Raw genomic sequence first — 19,987 nt, 5'->3', positions numbered from 1 at the left:
CACCGGCCTTTCATTGTCCATCATCCATCATTGGCAAAGACTGGGTTTCAGCCAGGTGCCGGGCAAATCCCAGAATCGCGTCACAGGCATCCTGCCGGGCCGCTTTAAAACGGGACCGCCGGAAACCCGGGTCCCAGTCCCCGGCGGCCAGGCTGTCAGACACCACCAGCAACGCAGCCACATCCACATTTTGAAACGCGGCCACGGAAAACAATGCGGAACATTCCATTTCCACGGCAATGGCGCCCTGATCCCTGAACCAGGCGATTTTTTTAGGTGTTTCCCGGTAAATGGCATCTGTGGTCCACACCGGTCCCTGGGCGCACACCAGTCCCTGGGTGTCCAGATGATCTGCCAGCTGTTTACTGAGATCCGGATTCGGCAACGTTTGCGGCAGGACCGGGTCCAGGGAGGCATAATGCCTGGATGTGCCTTCATCCACCAGGCCTGAGTCCGGAACGATCAAATCACCCACCTGAATATCGGACCGCAGGCTCCCGCACCATCCCAGAATCAGAATCTGTTTTGCGCCTTTGGCCACTAAGGATTCCATCATCATGGCGGCATAGGGAGATCCCACAAACGGTCCGGCCACACTGAATCCCTGTGAATCGGTGATCAGACGGCTGACAAAAAACGGCACAGATCCAAAGGATGTCTCAGCCAGCGCCGGCTGGAGCAGCTTCAGGTCCGCCGCCGTTGACACCATCACCGCCACCGGCCCTAAAGAGGGGGCCTGCCTTGTCCCTAAGGGCGGTATCAGGGATGCTTCACTCAGGTCCAACCATGCCGGATAGTTCATCTTTTACCTCATCGATAATGTCGTACAGCCACATGATATCTTCCACAGACAGACGACCGGCCTTGGACGGGGCCCGGTCCGTGCCGTCTTTTTTTTTCAGAATCCTGGGGCCGATCTGAACTTTGGGTTCTCCTTCTCCATACTGTTGAATGGAAATCAAAAGTCCGGTTTCCTCATTTTTCCACTCTTTAATCTTTTTATCTTTATCAGGGTCATAACCCGGCATATGTGTTCTCCTTTACGATTTGTCTGATTTTTAGGATTGATATAAAATTTCAACGTCATGCAATCAAAATTCCCGCAGGATCGATGCGGGTGTCCAGCAGTTTAGCATCCGGTATATCCTTAAGCAGGGTCCGCCATGATTCAGCCAGAAGTGCCATATCCTTTTGCCCGCCCACAGCCCACAGACATCCGCCGCCGCCGGCTCCGGTAAACCGGGCCCCGCACTGATGCGCTTGAGCCGCATCAAACAGTTTTTGACCCATATCATCCAGCACATCCGGGGTCATCTGTTGACGAAGCCGTGTTTCGCTGATCATCAGATCCGCCGCTTCGGCATATTCCTTATTCCGGATGGCCGCGTAAAACGCCCGGGTCATCTCAATGATCCGGGCAAAAACCGTTCTGGTTTTCCCCTGGACAAACGAGGCAACCCACCGGCTGTTGATATCTTTGGACACATGGGGAATGCCGCAGTAAGCCACCCGCATATGCGGAATGAAATTTTTTCGGTCATCATCCGAATCAAACACGGGAAACCGGTCAAACACAGGACCGCCGTGGTCGCCTATTTTCCATGCCCACATATGGGCCCCGCCGAACGCGGCCGCAGCCTGGTCCTGCACCCCGCATGGAACCCCGGCCACACTGGATTCAATATAATGGGCCAGCCAGGCCACCTGGGCCGGATCCACCGGGTTTTCAAACGCCGTATGAAACGCGGCCAGAATGGCCACGGCCGCAGAAGAAGATCCCCCCAGGGCACTTCGGGGCGGGGATGCGGAATCGATATGAATATGAACCCCATGGGCGTTGAAATACTGGGCACAGGCAAACATCAGTCCCATGGGATGATCAAACGGGGCATTGCCATGATCAAATTCAGCAGAATCAAATCCTCTGGACGATACCTTGATTCGGCCCCGGCGATATGGGGTCAATGTCACTTTAGTGCGCAGATCCATTGCCATATTGAATCCCACGGGATTCAGATGGGCCAGGGGCAGATAAAAGGTGGAAATATCCAGGGTCCCGCCGAAATCCACCCGGCAGGGCACCGACACCTTGACAGGACTGTTTTCCAGAATACCACTTATGTCCATACATCATTTCTCAGTCGTTTTAAAAACGTCAATGTTTTAAATTCCCGGGCCATGTGAAAAGCGATAAACGATTCCAGCAGAATCTGTCCCTCTTTGACGGCCATGCTGGAGAACCGGATGCGATCCGCTTTTTCAACATGGGTATTGTTCATCCAGAACAATTGCTTTAAAGTGCCCTTGGAAACATCCAGTCCGGATCTGACCCCGTTTACACGGCATTTGGGGCACACGATCTTTCCTTCCCTGAAATCAAACCGCAGCATCTTTTCGGAAATATCATCCAGATGGACATGACAGATACCGCATCTTTCAATGGTGGGTGAAAATCCGGAAATACTCATGAACCGGATCTGAAACAACAGGCTTAACACCTCCTTGGGCATATCGGACCGGTTCAGCATGTCAAAAGAAAACAGCAGCAGATCATACACGTCCGGCTGGGCTTTGCCCTCTTCCAGCCACAGATTCACCATTTCCGTCCAGTAACTGGCATATGCGGTTTTATACACATCATACCGGATATTGGCAAACCCGTTTTCCAGATCCGACTGCACCAGGGTCAACAAAGCGTCTTTGTTCTTTTTGGGCATGCGGCACTGAATATGGTTGAAAGAAAACAGATCCAGGGACCCGGAAAAGCGCTTGACGCTTTTTTTGGCATTCTTGGCCATGACGGTGATCTTGCCTTTGTCTCGGGTCATGAAAGTGATGATGAAATCATGATCCCCATATTCAATCCGTCGCAGCAGAATCGCATCTGTTTTAAAATCGTGCATGTCCGGCTACAGCATGATCTTGATATGGGCATTTTTTTTCAAAGATTCAAGCCACTTGGTGAACTTTTCTTCGGCCTGTTTTTGATACAGAATATCCTGGATTTCGTCTCTGACCTGGTCTATGGCCTGTCCACCGGTCTCAATGATATCTTCCACATAAATGATCTGATGCCCCTGTCCGGTGGTAATGACCCCGGAATATTCCCCTTTTTTCAATGGCTGCACCGCGGTTTTGATGGTGTCATTAAAGGTCTGGATCTCAAACACACCCAGATCTCCGCCGTCATCGGCATTGGGGGCCACAGAAAACTGCCGGGCAGCCTCTGGAAAGGAAAGCCCCTGATCCAGCCGGGACAAAGCCATTCGGGCATCGGCTTCCGTGGCCGCAAGAATATTGCGAAGATGATATTTGCGTTCCTTTTTGAACATTTCCGGATGCGCCTGATAATAGGCATCAATATCAGCCTGGGTCACGATGATCCGGGACCGGATCACCCGATTGACCAGCAATGACTGCATGATATCCTCCCGGACCCGTTCCCGGTATTCTTCCAAAGAGATGCCTTCGGATTCAAGCCCTTTTTCAAGGGCTTCCTGATCCAGACCGTTTTGTTGCTTGAAATTGTCAATGGCGGACGTCACTTCGTCATCGGAAACCGAGATCTGTTGACGGACAGCCTCCTGCCGGGTAAGGGTCCGGTCGATCAGGGTATTGAGCATCTGTTTTTCCATGGCCTCAATCATCTGCTTTTTTTCAGTCTCAGATTTCGGGGAAGATGTCACCTGGGTCAAATAAGGTTGAACCGCTTTGTGCAGCCGGGATAAGGTAATGATGTCATCATTGATCACCGCAACGATCCGATCCACGATTTCCTGGTTTGCCGACACCCACGCGGCTGATCCTAACAGACAGAGTCCTGTCAACCATACAAGGACTTTTTTCATCATGGGGCGTTCCTTTTTGTTCATCTGTTTCATAAACGTTTTTGCTTTCTGATTGCCTGCCAGGCCCAAAAAATCTTTTTTTAAGCCTGGCAATTAATCTGAAACACTACCATTACCGCGTTTTTTGCGCAACACTAAAGCCGGGGGAATGTGTGAACTTTTTTTAAAGGGCCTATTAAAAAAACAGACTGATCCCGGGTCAGAAAAAATGGCAGGCAGCCACATGACAGGTGTCATTTCCCCTGGATATCAATGCCGGCGTTTCCTGCCGGCAAATGTCTGCAACATGGGGACACCGGGTATGAAACCGGCATCCAGAAGGAGGATTTTCCACAGACGGGACCTCACCGGTCAGAATGATCCGCCGGGGTTCGGTATCCGGATCCGGCACGGGCACCGCGGAAAGCAATGCCCGGGTATAAGGATGCCGGGCATTGTCATAGATATCCTGAGCATCCGCCATTTCCACGATCTTTCCCAGATACATCACCCCGATCTGATCCGACATGTGCCGGACCACGGAAAGATCATGGGAAATAAACACATAGGTCAGGCCCAGGGTTTGCTGCAGTTCCAGTAACAGATTTAAAATTTTGGACTGTACCGACACATCCAGGGCCGACACCGGTTCATCACAGATGATGATTTCAGGGTGCATGCTCACGGCCCGGGCAATACCGATGCGCTGGCGCTGGCCCCCTGAAAATTCATGGGGATATCTGGACAGACTGTCTTTGGAAAGGCCCACCTGGGACAGAAGCTGCCGGATCTCCCGGGACAGATGGGATGAATCATGACCGTGAATTCTGTATTTTTCCTCCAGGATCTGCTGAACCGTCTGCCTGGGGTCCAATGATTCATAGGGATCCTGAAAAATCATTTGAAGATGGGTGGCCAGTTTTTTTTTCTGAAAACCAGTCAGATTTGAGATGGATTGTCCCTGAACGGCGACAGACCCGCCGGTGAGATCGTACAGGCCCATGATACATCGCCCCAGCGTGGTTTTTCCGCAACCGGATTCCCCCACCAGGCCGAATGTCTTTCCTTTTTCCACAGAAAACGAGACATCATCCACGGCATGGACCCAGCCGGTCCGCCTGAGAAAAACGCCCCCCAGCACGGGAAAATATTTTATAAGCCGGCTGACATTTAAAATGGTCATGCCTTCCTCCGATACCGGGGTAAAACAAAAGGGTTTTACACTCACGTGCGGTGCAAAACCCTTTTAAAATTTAAATGAATCGCTACAGTACAACGACGTTGACAGCCGCAGGACCTTTCTGGCCGTCTTCAACGTCAAAGGAGACCCGGTCACCCTCGTTCAATGATCTGAAACCGGTGGCGCTGATTCCTGTATGGTGCACAAAAACATCCGGCCCGTCTTCCTGTTCAATAAATCCATACCCTTTTGCATCGTTAAACCATTTTACAATCCCTGTTGCCATTACGACTTTCTCCTTACTTAAAATAAACATTTGGGGTAGTTTCACACTTCAGGTCGAGCCATTGGAATGAACGGGTCTTGCCTTAAGAACGAAACTGCAAAGCCTTTACTATACCGGCTTTCACTGTATATTATTCGCTTTGTTCTAAAAATCAAGGATTTTTTTATATTCTTTTCTTTTTTTGTTCAAAAGGCCGGGAAACCAGATGACACGCCACTGTCCGGCCCTTTCCCACGGATCTCAGCCGGGGCGGATGCGTCCGACAGATTTCTTCGGTATCCGGGCATCTGTCTGCAAACCGGCATCCTTCGGGCATCCGGGCCAGGTCCGGCACATTGCCGGGAATGGTGGGCAACCGGGTTTTGCTGTGTTTGGACAATGAAGGAATCGAAACAAGCAATCCTTTGGTATAAGGATGAAGCGGATGTTTGAAAAGCGACCGGACATCGGCGGTCTCGACAATCTGTCCGGCATACATCACAGCCACGTCATCACAGTTTTCCGCAATCACGCCCAGATCATGGGTGATGAGAACAATGGACATGCCGGATCTGTTTTTCAGTCCTTTGATCAGATCCAGAATCTGTGCCTGAATGGTCACATCCAGGGCTGTGGTGGGTTCATCGGCAATCAGGATATCGGGTTCACAGCTTAAAGCCATGGCAATCATCACCCGCTGGCGGATCCCGCCGGAAAGCTGATGCGGATATTTATCCAGGACCCGGGCCGGATCCGGAATCCCTGCCCGCTCCAGCAACTGAATCGCCTGGGTGTGTTTTTCACCGGCGGTCATGTCCGGAAAATGCAGCGCAAACACCTCTTTCATCTGCCGGCCGGCCGTGTGTACCGGATTCAGCGCGGTCATGGGTTCCTGAAATATCATGGCGATTTTCCGGCCCCGGATGCGCTGCATCTGCTGAATCGGCAGTGTCAGCAGGTCCTGACCCTGATACAGAATCCGGCCCTTGACAATCTGTGACACCGGTTTGGGTAAAAGCCGGATAATACTTAACGCGGTCACGCTTTTGCCGCACCCGGATTCTCCGGCAATCCCTAAAATCCGGCCTTTTCCCAGTGAAAACCCCACATGGTCCACGGCCCGGACCCGTCCCTGTTCCGTGTCGAATTCCACAACCAGGTCTTTGATTTCCAGCAGTGTGTGTTGCGTCATGGGGAATCTTTCGTCACTTTGAAGCGGTCATCGATAAGGGTGACCGGCGGCAGGGCCGTGCCTTGTTTCATGGCGGAAAGGGTTTGATCATACAGATCCGGATCCATCCAGAAAAGCCCGCCCACCGTGGATGAAAACGGATCAAACAGGTTTTCGGACATGCGGGTGCCATGAAATGACGGCAGCTTGAGCCACCGCCAGTAAGCGATCCGGACATAGGGCACCATAAACGTGGGCACATAGGCACACACCTCATGGATTTTGTTCTGGATGGCTTTGGACAGCCGGATCCGCTCTGCTTCATCCAGACTTTCCCGGTATTGATCGATCAGGGCATCCAGCTGCGGATCATCCGTGTTGGTGATATTGTTGGTCTGGGGCTTGTGGGCGTTGTCCGAATGCCATCCCTGCCAGTAGGACGGACGCATGCCGGTGCTCCACCCCATCCAGGCCACATCATGCTGTTTTTCCAGAAACTTTTTGAACATGGCGGATGAATCCAGTTTTTCCAGTTGCAGCTCAATGCCGGCTTTGCGGGCTTCTTCTTTCAGCACCACCAGCTGGGGCATATGATCGTCATATCCATAGGTAACAGTGACGGAAAACCGCTGACCGTCTCTGGACCAGATGCCGTCATCGGCCCGGTGCCATCCCTGCCCGGTCATCAGGGATTCCACTCTGGACACATCATATTTCCGGGCAGAAATCGTGAGGTCCGTGTAATCCCCATATCCGAAAAACGGCTGGGCCAGGCGGAAATAATCCCCCCGCAGCACTTTTTCAATGACCTTATCGATGTTCATGGCATGGGCAAATGCCAGACGGCGGTATGATTCAGAAAAAACTTCCTTGTCCTGATTAAGCCACATGCCAAGACTGGGCCGGGGCAGGTCATTGAAAAACCAGATCCGATGCACATACCCGTTTTCAATCACCCGGGTCTTTGATTTATCATACCAGTATTTGGGCTGGACCAGACCAAAGGTTTCCAGCCGGCCTTTCTTGAAATGCTCCCATTGAAGATTGAAATCTCTGATCACCGAATACTGGACCGTGTCCACATTGAACCGGTGTTTAAAATAGCGCCGGTCCTTTGCCCACCAGTCAATTTTTCTGGCAAACCGGATATACCGGCCTTTTTTGAATTCAGAAATCTGATAAGGACCGGTATTGGGTACCACGGCCCAGTTGTACCGGTAAGTGAACTCTTTGTCCAAAGGATGGAAAAAATGCTCGGGCGTGGGGCTGATGCCCAGTTTCAGGTGAAGATCCGGCACGGCTTTGGTGCTTTTCACACCAATGGTGTGATCATCGTACACCATGACTTGTTCGATCTCCCGGGTGTAATAGTCATTGTACCAGGGCGCGATAATATGTTCCGAGCGCATGAACGTGAGGGTGTAAACAAAATCCCATCCCGTGACCGGCCGGCCGTCAGACCACCGGGCATCTTTGTCCAGCTTGAAATACATGGTTTTCTTATCCGGAGCAAAGGCCCAGTGGGTGGCCAGTTCCGGAATGATGTTGCCGGTGTTGGGATGGATATTGATCAATGACAACTGATTGTCCAGGATCGCAGACCTGAAACTGCCGTTGGAATCAGGCCCCACCACCCGGAAGGTCATGGGAAAACTGAGCAGAGCGGCTCTGAACAGCCCGCCTTTTTCGGCATCAGGTGATGCAAACACGGGATCAATATCATTGGTCAGCCATTGAATATTTTCAGGCATGGGGGCATATTCACGCAAAAACGGTTCATTTTCCCGGACCAAAAGTTTGGAAAATGACGGCTCTGTTGTCTCTGCGCCTTCCCGGTTGTCTGAACATCCAGCCAGGGCCGCACAACACACCAGTAACACAAACACCCATTTATGAAACCGCATGGTTTCTCCGTCTGCCTTGATAAATCCTCATCCATTTCCCCCCATGGCGTTTAATCGCAAACCATACCAGATGTCTGCGCCATGTGACAACACCTGTTTTTATCTCCGGTCCGGGTGTCTTGACATGCGGGCAGAAAAAAGCCTATTTTTAGACACACATCCATTTGAAAGACAGGTATGGCACAATGGAACAACCACTTATAACCAGGTGTCTGAATTCATGATCCTGCACATTGACATGGACGCTTTTTTTGCGGCTGTGGAACAGCGGGACCACCCGGAACTGAAGCACCGGCCCGTGGTGGTATGCGGCAATTCGCCCCGGGCCGTGGTATCCACGGCCAGCTATGAAGCCAGACAATTCGGAATTCATTCCGCCATGCCCCTTTTCCAGGCCAAACAGCTTTGTCCGCATCTGATCGTGGTCCCGGGACACAGGGACAAATATGCCGCCGCATCCCAACAGATCATGGCGATCATTTCAAAATTCACCCCATTGGTGGAACCTGTGTCCATTGATGAAGCCTATGCCGATGTGACCGGGTGCAGCACCTTGTTCGGTCCCCCGCCGGTCATTGCAAGACAAATCAAACAGACCCTTTACAACCATCTGGCGTTAACCTGTTCCATCGGCATCGCCCCGGTGAAATTTCTGGCCAAAATCGCCTCGGACATGAACAAACCCGACGGGTTGACCCATATCACCCGGGAACAGATGCCAAAGGTCATTCAGACATTGCCCGTTCATCAGGTTCCGGGAGTGGGAAAGCAGGCCATGCACCGGATGAAAGAGCTGAATATTCAGACATTGGGGGATATTCAGCGGTTTGACGTGACACTGCTTAACAAAAAATTCGGCAAATTCGGCCAGCGGCTGTATCAGCTATGCCGGGGCCTGGATGATGACCGGATACGCCCCCGGGCCGCCCGCAAATCCATTTCCTGTGAAACCACCCTGGAAACCGATATTTCAGATGAACAGACCGCCAGAAAAATCCTGCTTTCCCTGGCCGGCCGGGTGGGAAGGGAGCTGAGAAAAAAAAGCCGGGTGTGTGAAAGTGTGTTCATTAAAATAAAGTTTTCCGACTTCACCCAGATCACCCGGACCCGGAAAACCCCGGCTCGGACCTGTTCAACAGAAGCGATTTTCCACCAGGCCCGGCTTTTGTTTGAACAAGTGAAACTCACCCAGAAAATCCGGTTGCTGGGAGTGGGGGTCTCTCATCTGCAACCCAAACATGCGCCGGTTCAGATGGCCCTGCTGTCTTTGCCTGAAGATAATACCACAAAACAATGGGAATCCGTGGATCAGGCCATGGACCGCATTTTTGAAAAATTCGGCCGGGAAATGGTGACACCGGCGGTATTGAACCCGTTGAAAAATCCGTCACCCGGGAAAGGAGGACAAATGACCCGGACAAGTGCAAAAAAACTGATCATTTCAGGAAAGGTCCAGGGCGTATATTTTCGACTGGAAACCCGGAAAGCAGCCCTTCAGGCAGGGGTTGACGGATATGTGAAAAACCGGGCTGACGGATCGGTGGAGGCCGTGTTTCAGGGTCCACCCCAGGCCGTGGATCAGATGGTGGCATGGTGTCACCAGGGTCCACCCGCGGCCCGGGTGGACCAGGTAACCGTTGAAACCCTTGCGCCTCAACCGGACACAACCGGTTTTGATATCAGGTATTAGACGCGGTTTTATTTTTTTTCTTCAGGCTGGTCTTCAACGCGGCGGTATGAATGTCTGCGGCCAGGTGAACCGGGCTTTTGCCCCATAACGGATCCCACCCGGCCGGATTGGCGGAGCAGAAAAACTGGACTTCCAGCCCGAACCGGGTCATGGCTTGATCCAGAGGCAGTCCCTTGACCTTTTCCGCTGCCAGCCAGGTGGCACCGCAGGGAGCGCCGCGATGAACCCGGATTTGTGCCACCCGGTCTTCATCAAGATCCACTGTGATCCGGGGGGTACCGAACATTTTGCCATATAAGCCCAGGGCATTGCTTTCCTGCAACGTACAGCAGATGGGAGGACAAAACGCATGGCCGCATTGCAGTTTTTTGCCTGATGAGACAATGGGAATGCCTAAGTTGTCGCACAACCGGCTCAGATCCTCGGACAGATCGCAATGTTTGAGATAATCCAGAACCAGATCCGCTTCAATCGTTTTGGGCAGATAAGGGGATGTATCATCCAGCACCGGCGGCAGATCCGGTTCAATATTAAAAATTTGAATATCAAACTGGCGATCACCGAATTTGGCAATCCCTTTTATCTTGGTTTCTCCTGAATTGTTTTGTTGGAACACGGCAATGGTCTGCATGATTTAAAACCCCAGATCTTCATTGACCAGAATAATTTTAATCCGGTGTTTTACAAAAGATTTCTCAATAATGGTCCAGTAGTTACAGATCCGGTCCGGGCTGGCACAGTCCTGGCATATGCCGGTGGCGGCACAGGGCGTTTTTTTATCCAGATTCATGACGTTCACCGGGGCCGCATAGTTTTTGATCCGGAACATGGCATCTTCCAGATCCGCACACAGTTTGTTTCGTCCGATAATCAGCAGCACATGTTTGGGTCCCCACATCATGGCCCCGACCCGGTTGCCGATCATATCCAGGTTCACCAGCTGACCCGCTTCGGTCAATGCATTGGTGCCGGTGATGAACAGGTCCGCCAGCAGTGACTGGCGCCGTGTTTCCATCATGTCGTCAAAAGAAAGGGTTTTATCGAATGTGTTGATGATCTCCAGATCTTTTTTTTCCATGAGCGCATGAAACAGGCCCGTGGACACAAAGGACATGGAGCCGCCCCAGGAAACGCTTTTGACATCCAGGGCCGGAATGATCTGTTCCAGGGCCAGGTCTTTGGCGCCGGCAGCCGTGTCTGAAATGAACACCTCGAATTTGTTTTTTTCAAGAGCTTCCTTAACGGCTTCCAGCTTTAAGCGCCAGTAATTATCTATGGGATTTTTCATGGGTGAATCCTTAAATGATTTGATGTTGACGTTATCTCTTCCAGATGGTTCCGACTATACCTGTCAGCGGTTTACCTGGCAATGATTTTTTCCGGATCCGTTTATGCAAACAAGATCTTTTTTTTAAAATACAACTTTTTTTGTTGACTTCATCCGACAATCTTAATATGTGATGACAAATATATAAATTGAATTCAGTAAATGACTTTCGTTTCTAATCTCTCCGTGGACGTTGCCGCTTTCTGTGCTGGTTGTAAAAATACATGATTGCTGTCATCAGCAATAGCAGGATATGCAGAACCAATATCGTTAACAACCATTGATCAAATATTTTTTTCAACCATCAACCCCCTGTGAAAAATTTTCCAGGCGCAAAGGAGGTGATAGCGTTTCGGTAAAATTTTAAAATTTCCCCATTATTTCAGATAATTAAAACCATTACAAAGGAGATGCCGCATGAGCAGAAAAGAAGTTGTCGAAACCACGGAAGCCCAGATCGCTGTCCACTGGAAGGAAGAAGAGTACTATTATCCTTCCCCCAAATTCATCGGCCAGGCCAATCTGACCGATCCGGCCGTCTTTGACCGGTTCAGCTTGGACAATTTTCCGGACTATTACACTGATTTTGCTGAAATGCTCACCTGGTATAAATATTGGGACGAGGTCCTGGACACCAGTGACGCACCCTGTTTCAAATGGTTCAAAGGCGGTCTGATCAATGCCAGCTACAACTGCATCGACCGCCATCTGAAAGACAACAAAAACAAAACCGCTATCCATTTTGTTCCGGAACTCGAAGAAGAACGCATTGACCATATCACTTACCAGGAACTGTATGTCAGGGTCAATGAATTCGCGTCCCTGCTGCGCAATTTTGCCGGGCTCAAGCGCGGGGACCGGGTCACCATTCACATGCCCATGTCTGCGGAGCTGCCCATCACCATGCTGGCCTGTGCCCGGCTCGGGGTGATCCATTCCGTTGTCTTCGGCGGATTTTCCGCATCGGCCTGCGCGGACCGGATCGTGGATTCCAATTCCCGGGTGCTGATCACCATGGATGCCTATTACCGGGCCGGGAAACTGCTCAACCACAAGCAGCATGCGGACGAGGCCGTGAAAATTTCCGAAAAACAGGGCCAGGTGGTGGACAAGGTCCTGGTATGGCAGCGGTATCCGGGCAAATACTCTTCTGATACCCCCATGCAGGACGGCCGGGACGTGTTTGTAAATGAAGAACTGAAAAACCATTTTGGCGACCGGATTGAACCAGAAAAAATGCGGTCTGAAGATCCTCTGTTTCTCATGTACACCAGCGGTACCACGGGCAAACCCAAAGGATGCCAGCACAGTACCGGCGGATACCTGGCCTATGTCACGGCCATGTCCAAATATATCCAGGACATCCACCCGGAAGATGTGTACTGGTGCATGGCAGACATCGGATGGATCACGGGCCATTCCTTTATTGTATACGGACCCCTGGCCCTGTGCGCCTCTTCTGTGATCTACGAAGGGGTGCCCACCTATCCGGATGCCGGCCGGTCCTGGCGCATCGCCCAGGACCTGGATGTCAACATCTTCCATACCGCCCCCACCGCCATCCGGGCTTTGCGAAAACTGGGACCGGACGAGCCCGCCAAATACACCTATCACTTCAAACATATGACCACGGTGGGCGAGCCCATCGAACCGGAAGTGTGGAAATGGTATGAAAGTGCCGTGGGCAAAGGAGAAGCCATCATCGTGGACACCTGGTGGCAGACGGAAACCGGCGGGTTTTTATGTTCCACCGTGCCGGGCATCAAGCCCATGAAACCGGGCAGCGCGGGCCCCGGAGTTCCGGGCATTCACCCCTTTATCCTGGATGACGAAGGCAAAGAGATCAAAGAAACCGGGATCGCCGGCAACATCTGTATCCGCAACCCCTGGCCGGGACAGTTCCAGACCATCTGGGGAGACCGCCAGCGGTTTGTGGATACCTATTTTGCCCCCATCTGCAGAAATCCGGAGAGCAAGGATTGGAAAGACTGGCCCTATCTGGCCGGAGATGCGGCCATGATGGCTGAAGACGGCTATTTCCGCATCCTGGGACGAATCGATGATGTCATCAATGTGTCCGGCCACCGCCTGGGCACCAAGGAGATCGAATCTGCGGCCATGGTGGTGGATGAGGTGGCCGAAGCCGCGGTGGTGCCGGTATCCCATGAGATCAAAGGCAAGGAACCGGACCTGTATATCGCCCTGAAAACCGGGGTCCAGCCGTCAGACGCGCTGGCAAAAAAAATCTCTGACGCCATATGTGACCAGATCGGCAAGATTGCCAAACCCAGACGGGTCTGGCTGGTGCCGGACATGCCCAAAACCCGGTCCGGAAAAATCATGCGCCGGGTCCTGGGCGCCATTTCGAATAGAGGCGATGTCGGGGATGTCATGACCCTGGCCAACCCGGAAATTGTGGAAGAGATCAAAAACATGGTTCAAAAATAATGCGGCGCTGTGAATGTGAGGAGGAAATTCCATGTCCAATCTGTATGATCAAGCTTATGAACAATCCATCAAAGACCCGGAAGGATTCTGGGGACCCATTGCTGAAACGTGCCACTGGTATAAAAAATGGGACCAGGTGCTGGATGATGCCAATACCCCTTTTTTCCGGTGGTTTGCAGGCGGTGAAACCAACACCTGCTACAACGCGGTGGACCTGCATGTGGATGAAGGCAGAGGAAACCAGGCCGCCGTCATTTATGACAGTCCCGTGACCGACACCATCACCACCTATACCTACAATGATCTGAAAGACCAGGTGTCGCGCTTTGCCGGGGTACTGAAAGACCGGGGTGTGGCCAAAGGAGACCGGGTCATCATCTACATGCCCATGATTCCTCAAGCCCTGTTTGCCATGCTGGCCTGTGCCAGAATCGGGGCCATCCATTCCGTGGTGTTCGGCGGGTTTGCCGCCAATGAACTGGCCACAAGGATAGACGATGCCAAACCCAAGGTCATTGTGTCCGCGTCCTGCGGCATTGAAGTCAAGCGGGTGATCCCCTACAAACCGCTGCTGGACAAGGCCATCGACCTGTCCGGCACCAAGCCGGAAGCCTGCATCATATTTGCGCGGCCCCAGGCAGATGCTGACATGCAAAAAGGAAGGGATTTTGACTGGGATGAGGCCATGGGCCAGGCAGCACCGGCCGACTGTGTGCCTGTGGCGGCCACAGACCCGTTGTACATCCTGTATACCTCGGGCACAACCGGCCAGCCCAAAGGCATTGTCCGGGACAACGGCGGGCACATGGTGGCCCTGAAATGGACCATGAACGCCATTTACGGCGTCAACCAGGGGGATGTGTACTGGGCCGCCTCGGACATCGGCTGGGTGGTGGGACATTCCTATATTGTATATGCGCCCTTGTTCAAGGGGTGCACCACGATTCTCTATGAAGGAAAACCCGTGGGAACACCGGATGCCTCGGCGTTCTGGCGGGTCATCTCCCAGCATAAAGTGAAAACCATGTTCACCGCGCCCACGGCATTCAGGGCCATCAAGCAGCAGGATCCGGCAGCCAAATTGATGGCCGGCTTTGATCTGTCCCATTTCAAATACCTGTTTCTGGCCGGAGAAAGAACCGATCCAGACACCCTTTCCTGGGCGGAAGACAGCCTTAAGGTGCCGGTGATCGACCACTGGTGGCAGACCGAAACCGGGTGGGCCATTGCCGCCAACTGTGTGGGGCTCCACCCGTTCCCGGTCAAACCCGGGTCCCCCACCAAGGCAGCCCCGGGCTGGGACCTGGCTGTGCTGGATGAGGCGGGACAGCCCGTGGGCCCCGGTGGGATCGGCGCCATTGTTGCCAGGCTGCCCCTGCCGCCGGGCACCCTGCCCACGTTGTGGCAGAATGACGACAGATATATTTCCGCCTACCTGGCAACATTCCCGGGATACTATGAAACCGCGGATGCCGGGTATATTGATGCGGACGGGTATGTATTTGTCATGGCCAGGACCGATGACATCATCAATGTGGCCGGCCACCGGTTGTCCACCGGTGCCATGGAAGAGGTGATCGCCGGACACCCGGATGTGGCGGAATGCGCGGTCATGGGGGTGGAAGATGCCCTCAAGGGTCAGGTGCCTTTGGGAATGGTGGTGCTTAACGCCGGCGTGGACCGGGACCAGGAAGAGATCATCAAAGAGGTGGTCCAGAAGGTCAGGGACACCATCGGCCCGGTAGCGGCCTTCAAGAAGGCCGTGGTTGTTCAGCGCCTGCCCAAGACCCGGTCCGGAAAAATTCTTAGAGGCACCATGCGGGCCATTGCTGATAAAAAAGACTACAAGGTGCCGGCCACCATCGATGACGACACCATCCTGGAAGAGATTGAAACCTCGCTGGGAAAGATCGGATATGGCAGACAGGCATGACACAGGCCGTTTATATGTATTTACAATGATTCTGATGGGAAGGGAGGTGATATGTATGCCCTGATGATGCCTTTATGATTTTCATGATAATCATGCATGATCCGATCAATTCTCAATAATGAGACAACAGGAGGGAACAAATTATGGATCCAAAAATATGGGTTTGGTTTTTTCTGGTACTGTACATCATCTACTGCTTCTGGTGGGGCCTGAAAGGATTTTTCAGTGAAAAAAAAGCTTCGGGTTATGCCATTGCCGGTCGCTCCATCCCGTTCATCGCATTTTTGATGGCTGCCACGGCTGCATCCTTTTCAGGATGGACCTTTATCGGGCATCCCGGTGCAATCTGGGCCGCCGGACTGGTATATGCCTATGCCTCTTTTTACGTACTCACCATTCCCATCACCGGGGCGTTTTTTGCCAAACGCAACTGGCTGATGGGCAAGCGCTACGGGTTTATCACACCGGGCGACATGTTCTCCTATTACTACAACAACGAAGCCGTGCGATGGCTGACCGTGCTGGCCGCAATTCTGTACTCCGTTTTCTATTCCGGGCTCCAGCTCATTGCCGCAGCCAAGCTGTTCTACTGGACTGCGGGTGTGCCTGAAACCATCGGCCTGATTTTCATGGCTGCCATCGTGTGGTTCTATGTGGTCACCGGCGGATTGAAAGCCTCCACATGGGTGGGGGTGTTGCAGTTCATTCTTCTGGTGGGCGGCATCATCCTGTTGGGATTTTACACCATCAGAAGCCCTCTTTTCGGCGGGTGGTCCGGGTTTGTGGCCTCCATGGGCGGAATTGAGGAAAAATACATGAAAGTACCGGGTCTGATTCACTTCGGCCTGGGCAGCGGCGGGTGGACTGCGGTGATGATCCTCACGTACATGTTCGCATTGATGGGGATCCAGTCATCTCCGGCATTCACCCTGTGGAACTTTGGTATTCTCTCTCCCAAGCCTTTGGCCTGGCAGCAGGTGTTCATGTCCACCTTTGTGGTGGGCCTGGCGTTGTTCTTTTTCACGGCATTTCAGGGCATGGGGGCCCGGATTCTCATGGAGGCCGGCCGTCTTGCGCCCCAGGTGGACGGGGACGTGGTGCCCATGCTCATGACCAAATTTCTGCCCGGCCCGGTCCTGGGCCTGGTGTTCATGGGGGCCATTGCGGCCATCCACTCGACATCAGCGCCCTACATCGGCACGGGCGGTACCATTATCCAGCGGGACGTGTGGTGGCGGTATATTAAAAAACAGGGCGGATCCCACTCCGAGCAGATCTGGACCAACCGGATCTTTGCCACCATCCTGACGGTAGCTGCGGTGGTGGTCTCTTTGACCTCCACGGATGCCATCGTCATGATCGGCGGATTTGCCACGGCATTCGGTACCATCATGTACCTGTGCCTCTTAGGGGTTCACTGGGGATTCAGATTCCCCAGCGTCGGTGTGGTCTTAGGCTTGATCTGCGCCATTATCGCCTGTTTTCTCACCTATTATGTGTGGCAGTATCCCTTGTCCATCCACACAGCCGGCTGGGGTATTTTCGTAGGACTGGCCGTGGCATACCTGTGCCGGGGTCTGGGTATCAAAGACAATGAAGAAACCATTGCCCGGCAAAAAGAGGTCAGGGAATGGCTCGACTCCATTGACGCTCCCACTGAAAAAGGCAAACGCTGGCGCGGGTACATGAAAATCGTCGTTCCCATCTGGTTTTTCATGGCCATCGGCCCCGGGGTGCTCATCGGTAACTCTGCCATCTCTTTTGCCGGGTTCCCGCCCATCTGGTCCTGGCAGATCATCTGGTGGATCCTGGGTATCATCATGATGTGGGGGCTTTGTTTTAAAGCGGAAATGTCCACCACCTCGGCCGAGCAGATCCGGCGGGCTGATGAGGAAACCATGGATGTGACCAAAGAAGCCGATGATATGTGATAACCCGGGCGAATAATCTGACAACCTGAAAAATAAAGGAGAAAGACCATGGCGCTTGAAGACAAATATCTCATCGCAACCATCATTTTCTGCATATTGTTTGTATGCACATTCAGCTGGGGATGGTGGGGATAATCCTCCATTTGATTCATAACATTTTAACAAAGAATTCCGGACACCTTTGTGTGTCCGGAATTCTTACTGTTTCCACGCCATGACCCTGAGCCACCGATTCTGGATCTTCGCTGTGACCGCTGCCGGTATCATCCTGATGATTTTTGCGGGCATGGCCCTGTATATCTGGTTTCACCTGACCCCGGGACAGGCGGAAACAGCTCTGCTCATCATCCGAAAAAACCTGCCTGCCCTGCTGACCGGGGGTCTGCTTTTGTCCCTGGTGTTCTGGGCATTATCCGACCTGGTATATACCAATTACATCAAACCGGTCAGAAAAATTTCCGGAAATCTGGCCTTAATTTATGCATCCAATCCGTCTTTGCGCATTCCGGTCAAAGGCAACCAGGATATTCAGGCCCTGGCCCGGACCATCAACACCTTTGCCGACACCTTTGAAAAATTGAATCAGGACATTAAAACCCAGATGGTGGAAGCCAGAAAAGAGACCGACCAGGAAAGAAATCTGCTGGCGGCCATCATGGGTGAACTGCCCCAGGGGGTGATCATCTGCAACCAGAACGGCCGGATCCTGTTGTACAATTCCCTGGCCAAAGATATCTTCACCCGCACCATGGTCCGGGAAAAAACAGAACAATTCATGGGCCTGGGCCGATCCATCTTTCATCTGGTGGACAAGGACCTGATTTCCCATGCCATGGAAGAAATCAATGAACAGCTGGCCTTAAATGAAAACAGTGCCGGCTCCTTTTTCATCACTCCCATCGGGGATCACAGTCTGATCAGCGTGGAAGCGATTCCCGTCCTGGATAAGACCAATCAGATCACCGGATTTATTCTGGCGATTCTTGATATTACCCGGGATGTCGAAAAATTCAGATCCATGCAGCGGGATCTGTCTGATTTCCACGAATATCTTGAAAAACAAAGTACTGCAGAACAAAAATTTCTAACTCTGTCCGATACAATCCAGAATACCTATCTTTCCCGCCTGCCCCTGTCCCGTCTTAACCTGGCGCCGTTTCTTTTTAAAATCCAGAAACTCACAGGACGGACCCATAATATCCGGATCAATGTGCACAACCTTCAAAGAGACGAACGGATCATGGCAGATACCTATTCTTTCACCAAAGCGATTGTATTTCTGTTCAGAACCCTGTCAGACTGGACTTATGCCGTTGAATTCGACCTGTCCGTCACCGATGCTTCCGGCCGGATACAGTTTGACATCACCTGGGATGGGGTTCCTGTGGACAAACCGGGCTTAGACTCCATCATAAAGACAACCATCAACGCCCTGCCCGGGTTTAAATCCATTCTAACGCTCAACAATGCCCGGCTCAATGTCCCGGAATCGGGCGAAACACACTTTTCCCACATTATTTTATCCGTGAAAAAATCCACAGAACGCCCTGCCACATCCCACCGGACACCGGTTTTGGCCGGTTCCCGGCCGGAATTTTACGATTTCAACCTGTTCCGGGCCACAGACAGAAACCAGCGTCTGGTGGATACCCGGTTAACGGATCTGTCCTATACCGTTTTTGACACGGAGACCACGGGATTGAACCCGGAAGGGGGAGACGAGATTATTTCCATCGGTGCAGTGAGAATTGTGAATAGCCGGCTTTTGTCTGATGAAATTTTTGAAGAACTGGTGAACCCCGGGCGGGATATCCCCGTGGCATCCTATCGGATTCACGGCATCCACCATGAAATGGTGGCGGAAAAAGATCCCATTGAAACGGTTTTGCCCCGGTTTCGGCAGTTTGTGGCCGACACCGTGCTGGTGGGCCACAATATCGCCTTTGACATGAAACTGCTCAAACTCAAAGAAAAGACCACCCGAATCCGGTTCACCAACCCGGTACTGGACACCCTGCTGTTGTCGGCGGTGCTGCATCCGGTCCATGAACAGCATGACATGGAAAATATTGCCCGCCGGCTGGGAATTTCCATGATCGGGCGACATACTGCTTTAGGGGATGCCCTGACCACGGCACAAATTTTTTTAAAACTGATCCCCATACTGAACAGCAACGGCATTCTGACTCTGGGAGACGCCATCCATGCGTCCAAAAATTCCTATTACGCCCGATTAAAATATTGATTCGCATCCAAACCCGTGATAGGGCTCAGTACAGGCAGTCAATCCGGTCAATCTTCAACCAGGAGA

At 52.3% G+C, this 19,987-nt stretch carries 16 protein-coding genes; 5 read left to right on the top strand and 11 right to left on the bottom strand.

The window, feature by feature from the left end:
- Positions 1-10 precede the first annotated feature (10 nt).
- The 9 genes from K365_RS0109235 to K365_RS0109195 form a co-directional block, all read right to left on the bottom strand.
- A complete protein-coding gene (locus K365_RS0109235; protein WP_024334357.1) occupies positions 11-802 on the bottom strand; it encodes a nucleoside phosphorylase in 792 nt (263 codons plus the stop codon).
- The gene (locus tag K365_RS0109230) at positions 771-1,028 is read right to left on the bottom strand and encodes a hypothetical protein (RefSeq protein WP_006965428.1); all 258 of its coding nucleotides are present in this window, start codon (positions 1,026-1,028) and stop codon (positions 771-773) included. Before K365_RS0109230 ends, K365_RS0109235 begins: the two co-directional genes overlap by 32 nt.
- 55 nt (positions 1,029-1,083) lie before the next feature.
- Positions 1,084-2,127, bottom strand: coding sequence for a GHMP family kinase ATP-binding protein (locus K365_RS0109225; RefSeq protein ID WP_024334356.1), 1,044 nt, complete (start codon positions 2,125-2,127; stop codon positions 1,084-1,086).
- Positions 2,118-2,903, bottom strand: coding sequence for a DNA repair protein RecO (gene recO, locus K365_RS0109220; protein ID WP_024334355.1), 786 nt, complete (start codon positions 2,901-2,903; stop codon positions 2,118-2,120). The genes K365_RS0109225 and recO overlap by 10 nt, the downstream gene beginning before the upstream one ends.
- 6 nt (positions 2,904-2,909) lie before the next feature.
- Positions 2,910-3,872 (bottom strand): SurA N-terminal domain-containing protein, encoded by a 963-nt coding sequence (locus K365_RS0109215; protein WP_029725105.1) that lies wholly within the window; start codon positions 3,870-3,872, stop codon positions 2,910-2,912.
- A 175-nt stretch (positions 3,873-4,047) separates the two neighbouring features.
- Positions 4,048-5,010 carry an ABC transporter ATP-binding protein gene (locus K365_RS0109210; RefSeq protein WP_024334353.1) on the bottom strand — a complete coding sequence of 321 codons (963 nt, stop codon included), beginning with the start codon at positions 5,008-5,010 and terminating at the stop codon, positions 4,048-4,050.
- A gap of 82 nt (positions 5,011-5,092) precedes the next feature.
- Positions 5,093-5,293, bottom strand: coding sequence for a cold-shock protein (locus tag K365_RS0109205; protein ID WP_006965422.1), 201 nt, complete (start codon positions 5,291-5,293; stop codon positions 5,093-5,095).
- A 163-nt stretch (positions 5,294-5,456) separates the two neighbouring features.
- Positions 5,457-6,464, bottom strand: coding sequence for an ABC transporter ATP-binding protein (locus K365_RS0109200; protein ID WP_024334352.1), 1,008 nt, complete (start codon positions 6,462-6,464; stop codon positions 5,457-5,459).
- Entirely contained in the window at positions 6,461-8,347 is a 1,887-nt protein-coding gene (locus tag K365_RS0109195; protein ID WP_024334351.1) for an extracellular solute-binding protein, read from the bottom strand. The genes K365_RS0109200 and K365_RS0109195 overlap by 4 nt, the downstream gene beginning before the upstream one ends.
- A 220-nt stretch (positions 8,348-8,567) precedes the next feature.
- Here K365_RS0109195 and dinB point away from each other — a divergent pair, with 220 nt between their 5' ends.
- Positions 8,568-10,037, top strand: a complete 1,470-nt coding sequence (gene dinB / locus K365_RS0109190; protein WP_024334350.1) for a DNA polymerase IV — start codon at positions 8,568-8,570, stop codon at positions 10,035-10,037.
- Here the strand turns inward: dinB and dfsP are convergent.
- Together dfsP and K365_RS0109180 are read right to left on the bottom strand one after the other, a co-directional pair.
- Complete coding sequence (gene dfsP / locus K365_RS0109185; RefSeq protein ID WP_024334349.1) at positions 10,027-10,668, bottom strand: DUF166 family (seleno)protein DfsP; 642 nt, start codon at positions 10,666-10,668, stop codon at positions 10,027-10,029. The two genes, dinB and dfsP, sit on opposite strands and share 11 nt — an antisense overlap.
- 3 nt (positions 10,669-10,671) lie before the next feature.
- Complete coding sequence (locus K365_RS0109180) at positions 10,672-11,325, bottom strand: lactate utilization protein (protein ID WP_006965417.1); 654 nt, start codon at positions 11,323-11,325, stop codon at positions 10,672-10,674.
- A 456-nt stretch (positions 11,326-11,781) separates the two neighbouring features.
- Between K365_RS0109180 and acs the strand changes: the two genes are divergently transcribed.
- The 4 genes from acs to K365_RS26475 all read left to right on the top strand — a co-directional run bounded on the left by acs (position 11,782) and on the right by K365_RS26475 (position 19,921).
- Positions 11,782-13,812, top strand: a complete 2,031-nt coding sequence (gene acs, locus K365_RS0109175) for an acetate--CoA ligase (protein WP_024334348.1) — start codon at positions 11,782-11,784, stop codon at positions 13,810-13,812.
- Positions 13,813-13,843: 31 nt separating this feature from the next.
- Positions 13,844-15,745: a propionyl-CoA synthetase gene (locus K365_RS0109170; RefSeq protein ID WP_024334347.1), complete on the top strand. Its 1,902-nt coding sequence runs from the start codon at positions 13,844-13,846 to the stop codon at positions 15,743-15,745.
- Positions 15,746-15,888: 143 nt separating this feature from the next.
- A complete protein-coding gene (locus tag K365_RS0109165; RefSeq protein WP_024334346.1) occupies positions 15,889-17,676 on the top strand; it encodes a sodium:solute symporter family protein in 1,788 nt (595 codons plus the stop codon).
- Between the two features lie 247 nt (positions 17,677-17,923).
- Positions 17,924-19,921 carry a 3'-5' exonuclease gene (locus K365_RS26475; protein ID WP_211221114.1) on the top strand — a complete coding sequence of 666 codons (1,998 nt, stop codon included), beginning with the start codon at positions 17,924-17,926 and terminating at the stop codon, positions 19,919-19,921.
- The last annotated feature ends 66 nt before the right edge of the window (positions 19,922-19,987 follow it).

Source organism: Desulfotignum balticum DSM 7044 (assembly GCF_000421285.1).
GTDB classification, from domain to species: domain Bacteria; phylum Desulfobacterota; class Desulfobacteria; order Desulfobacterales; family Desulfobacteraceae; genus Desulfotignum; species Desulfotignum balticum.
The sequence above is the reverse complement of the archived record's forward strand: the minus strand, read 5'-3'. Positions and strand labels throughout refer to the sequence as shown.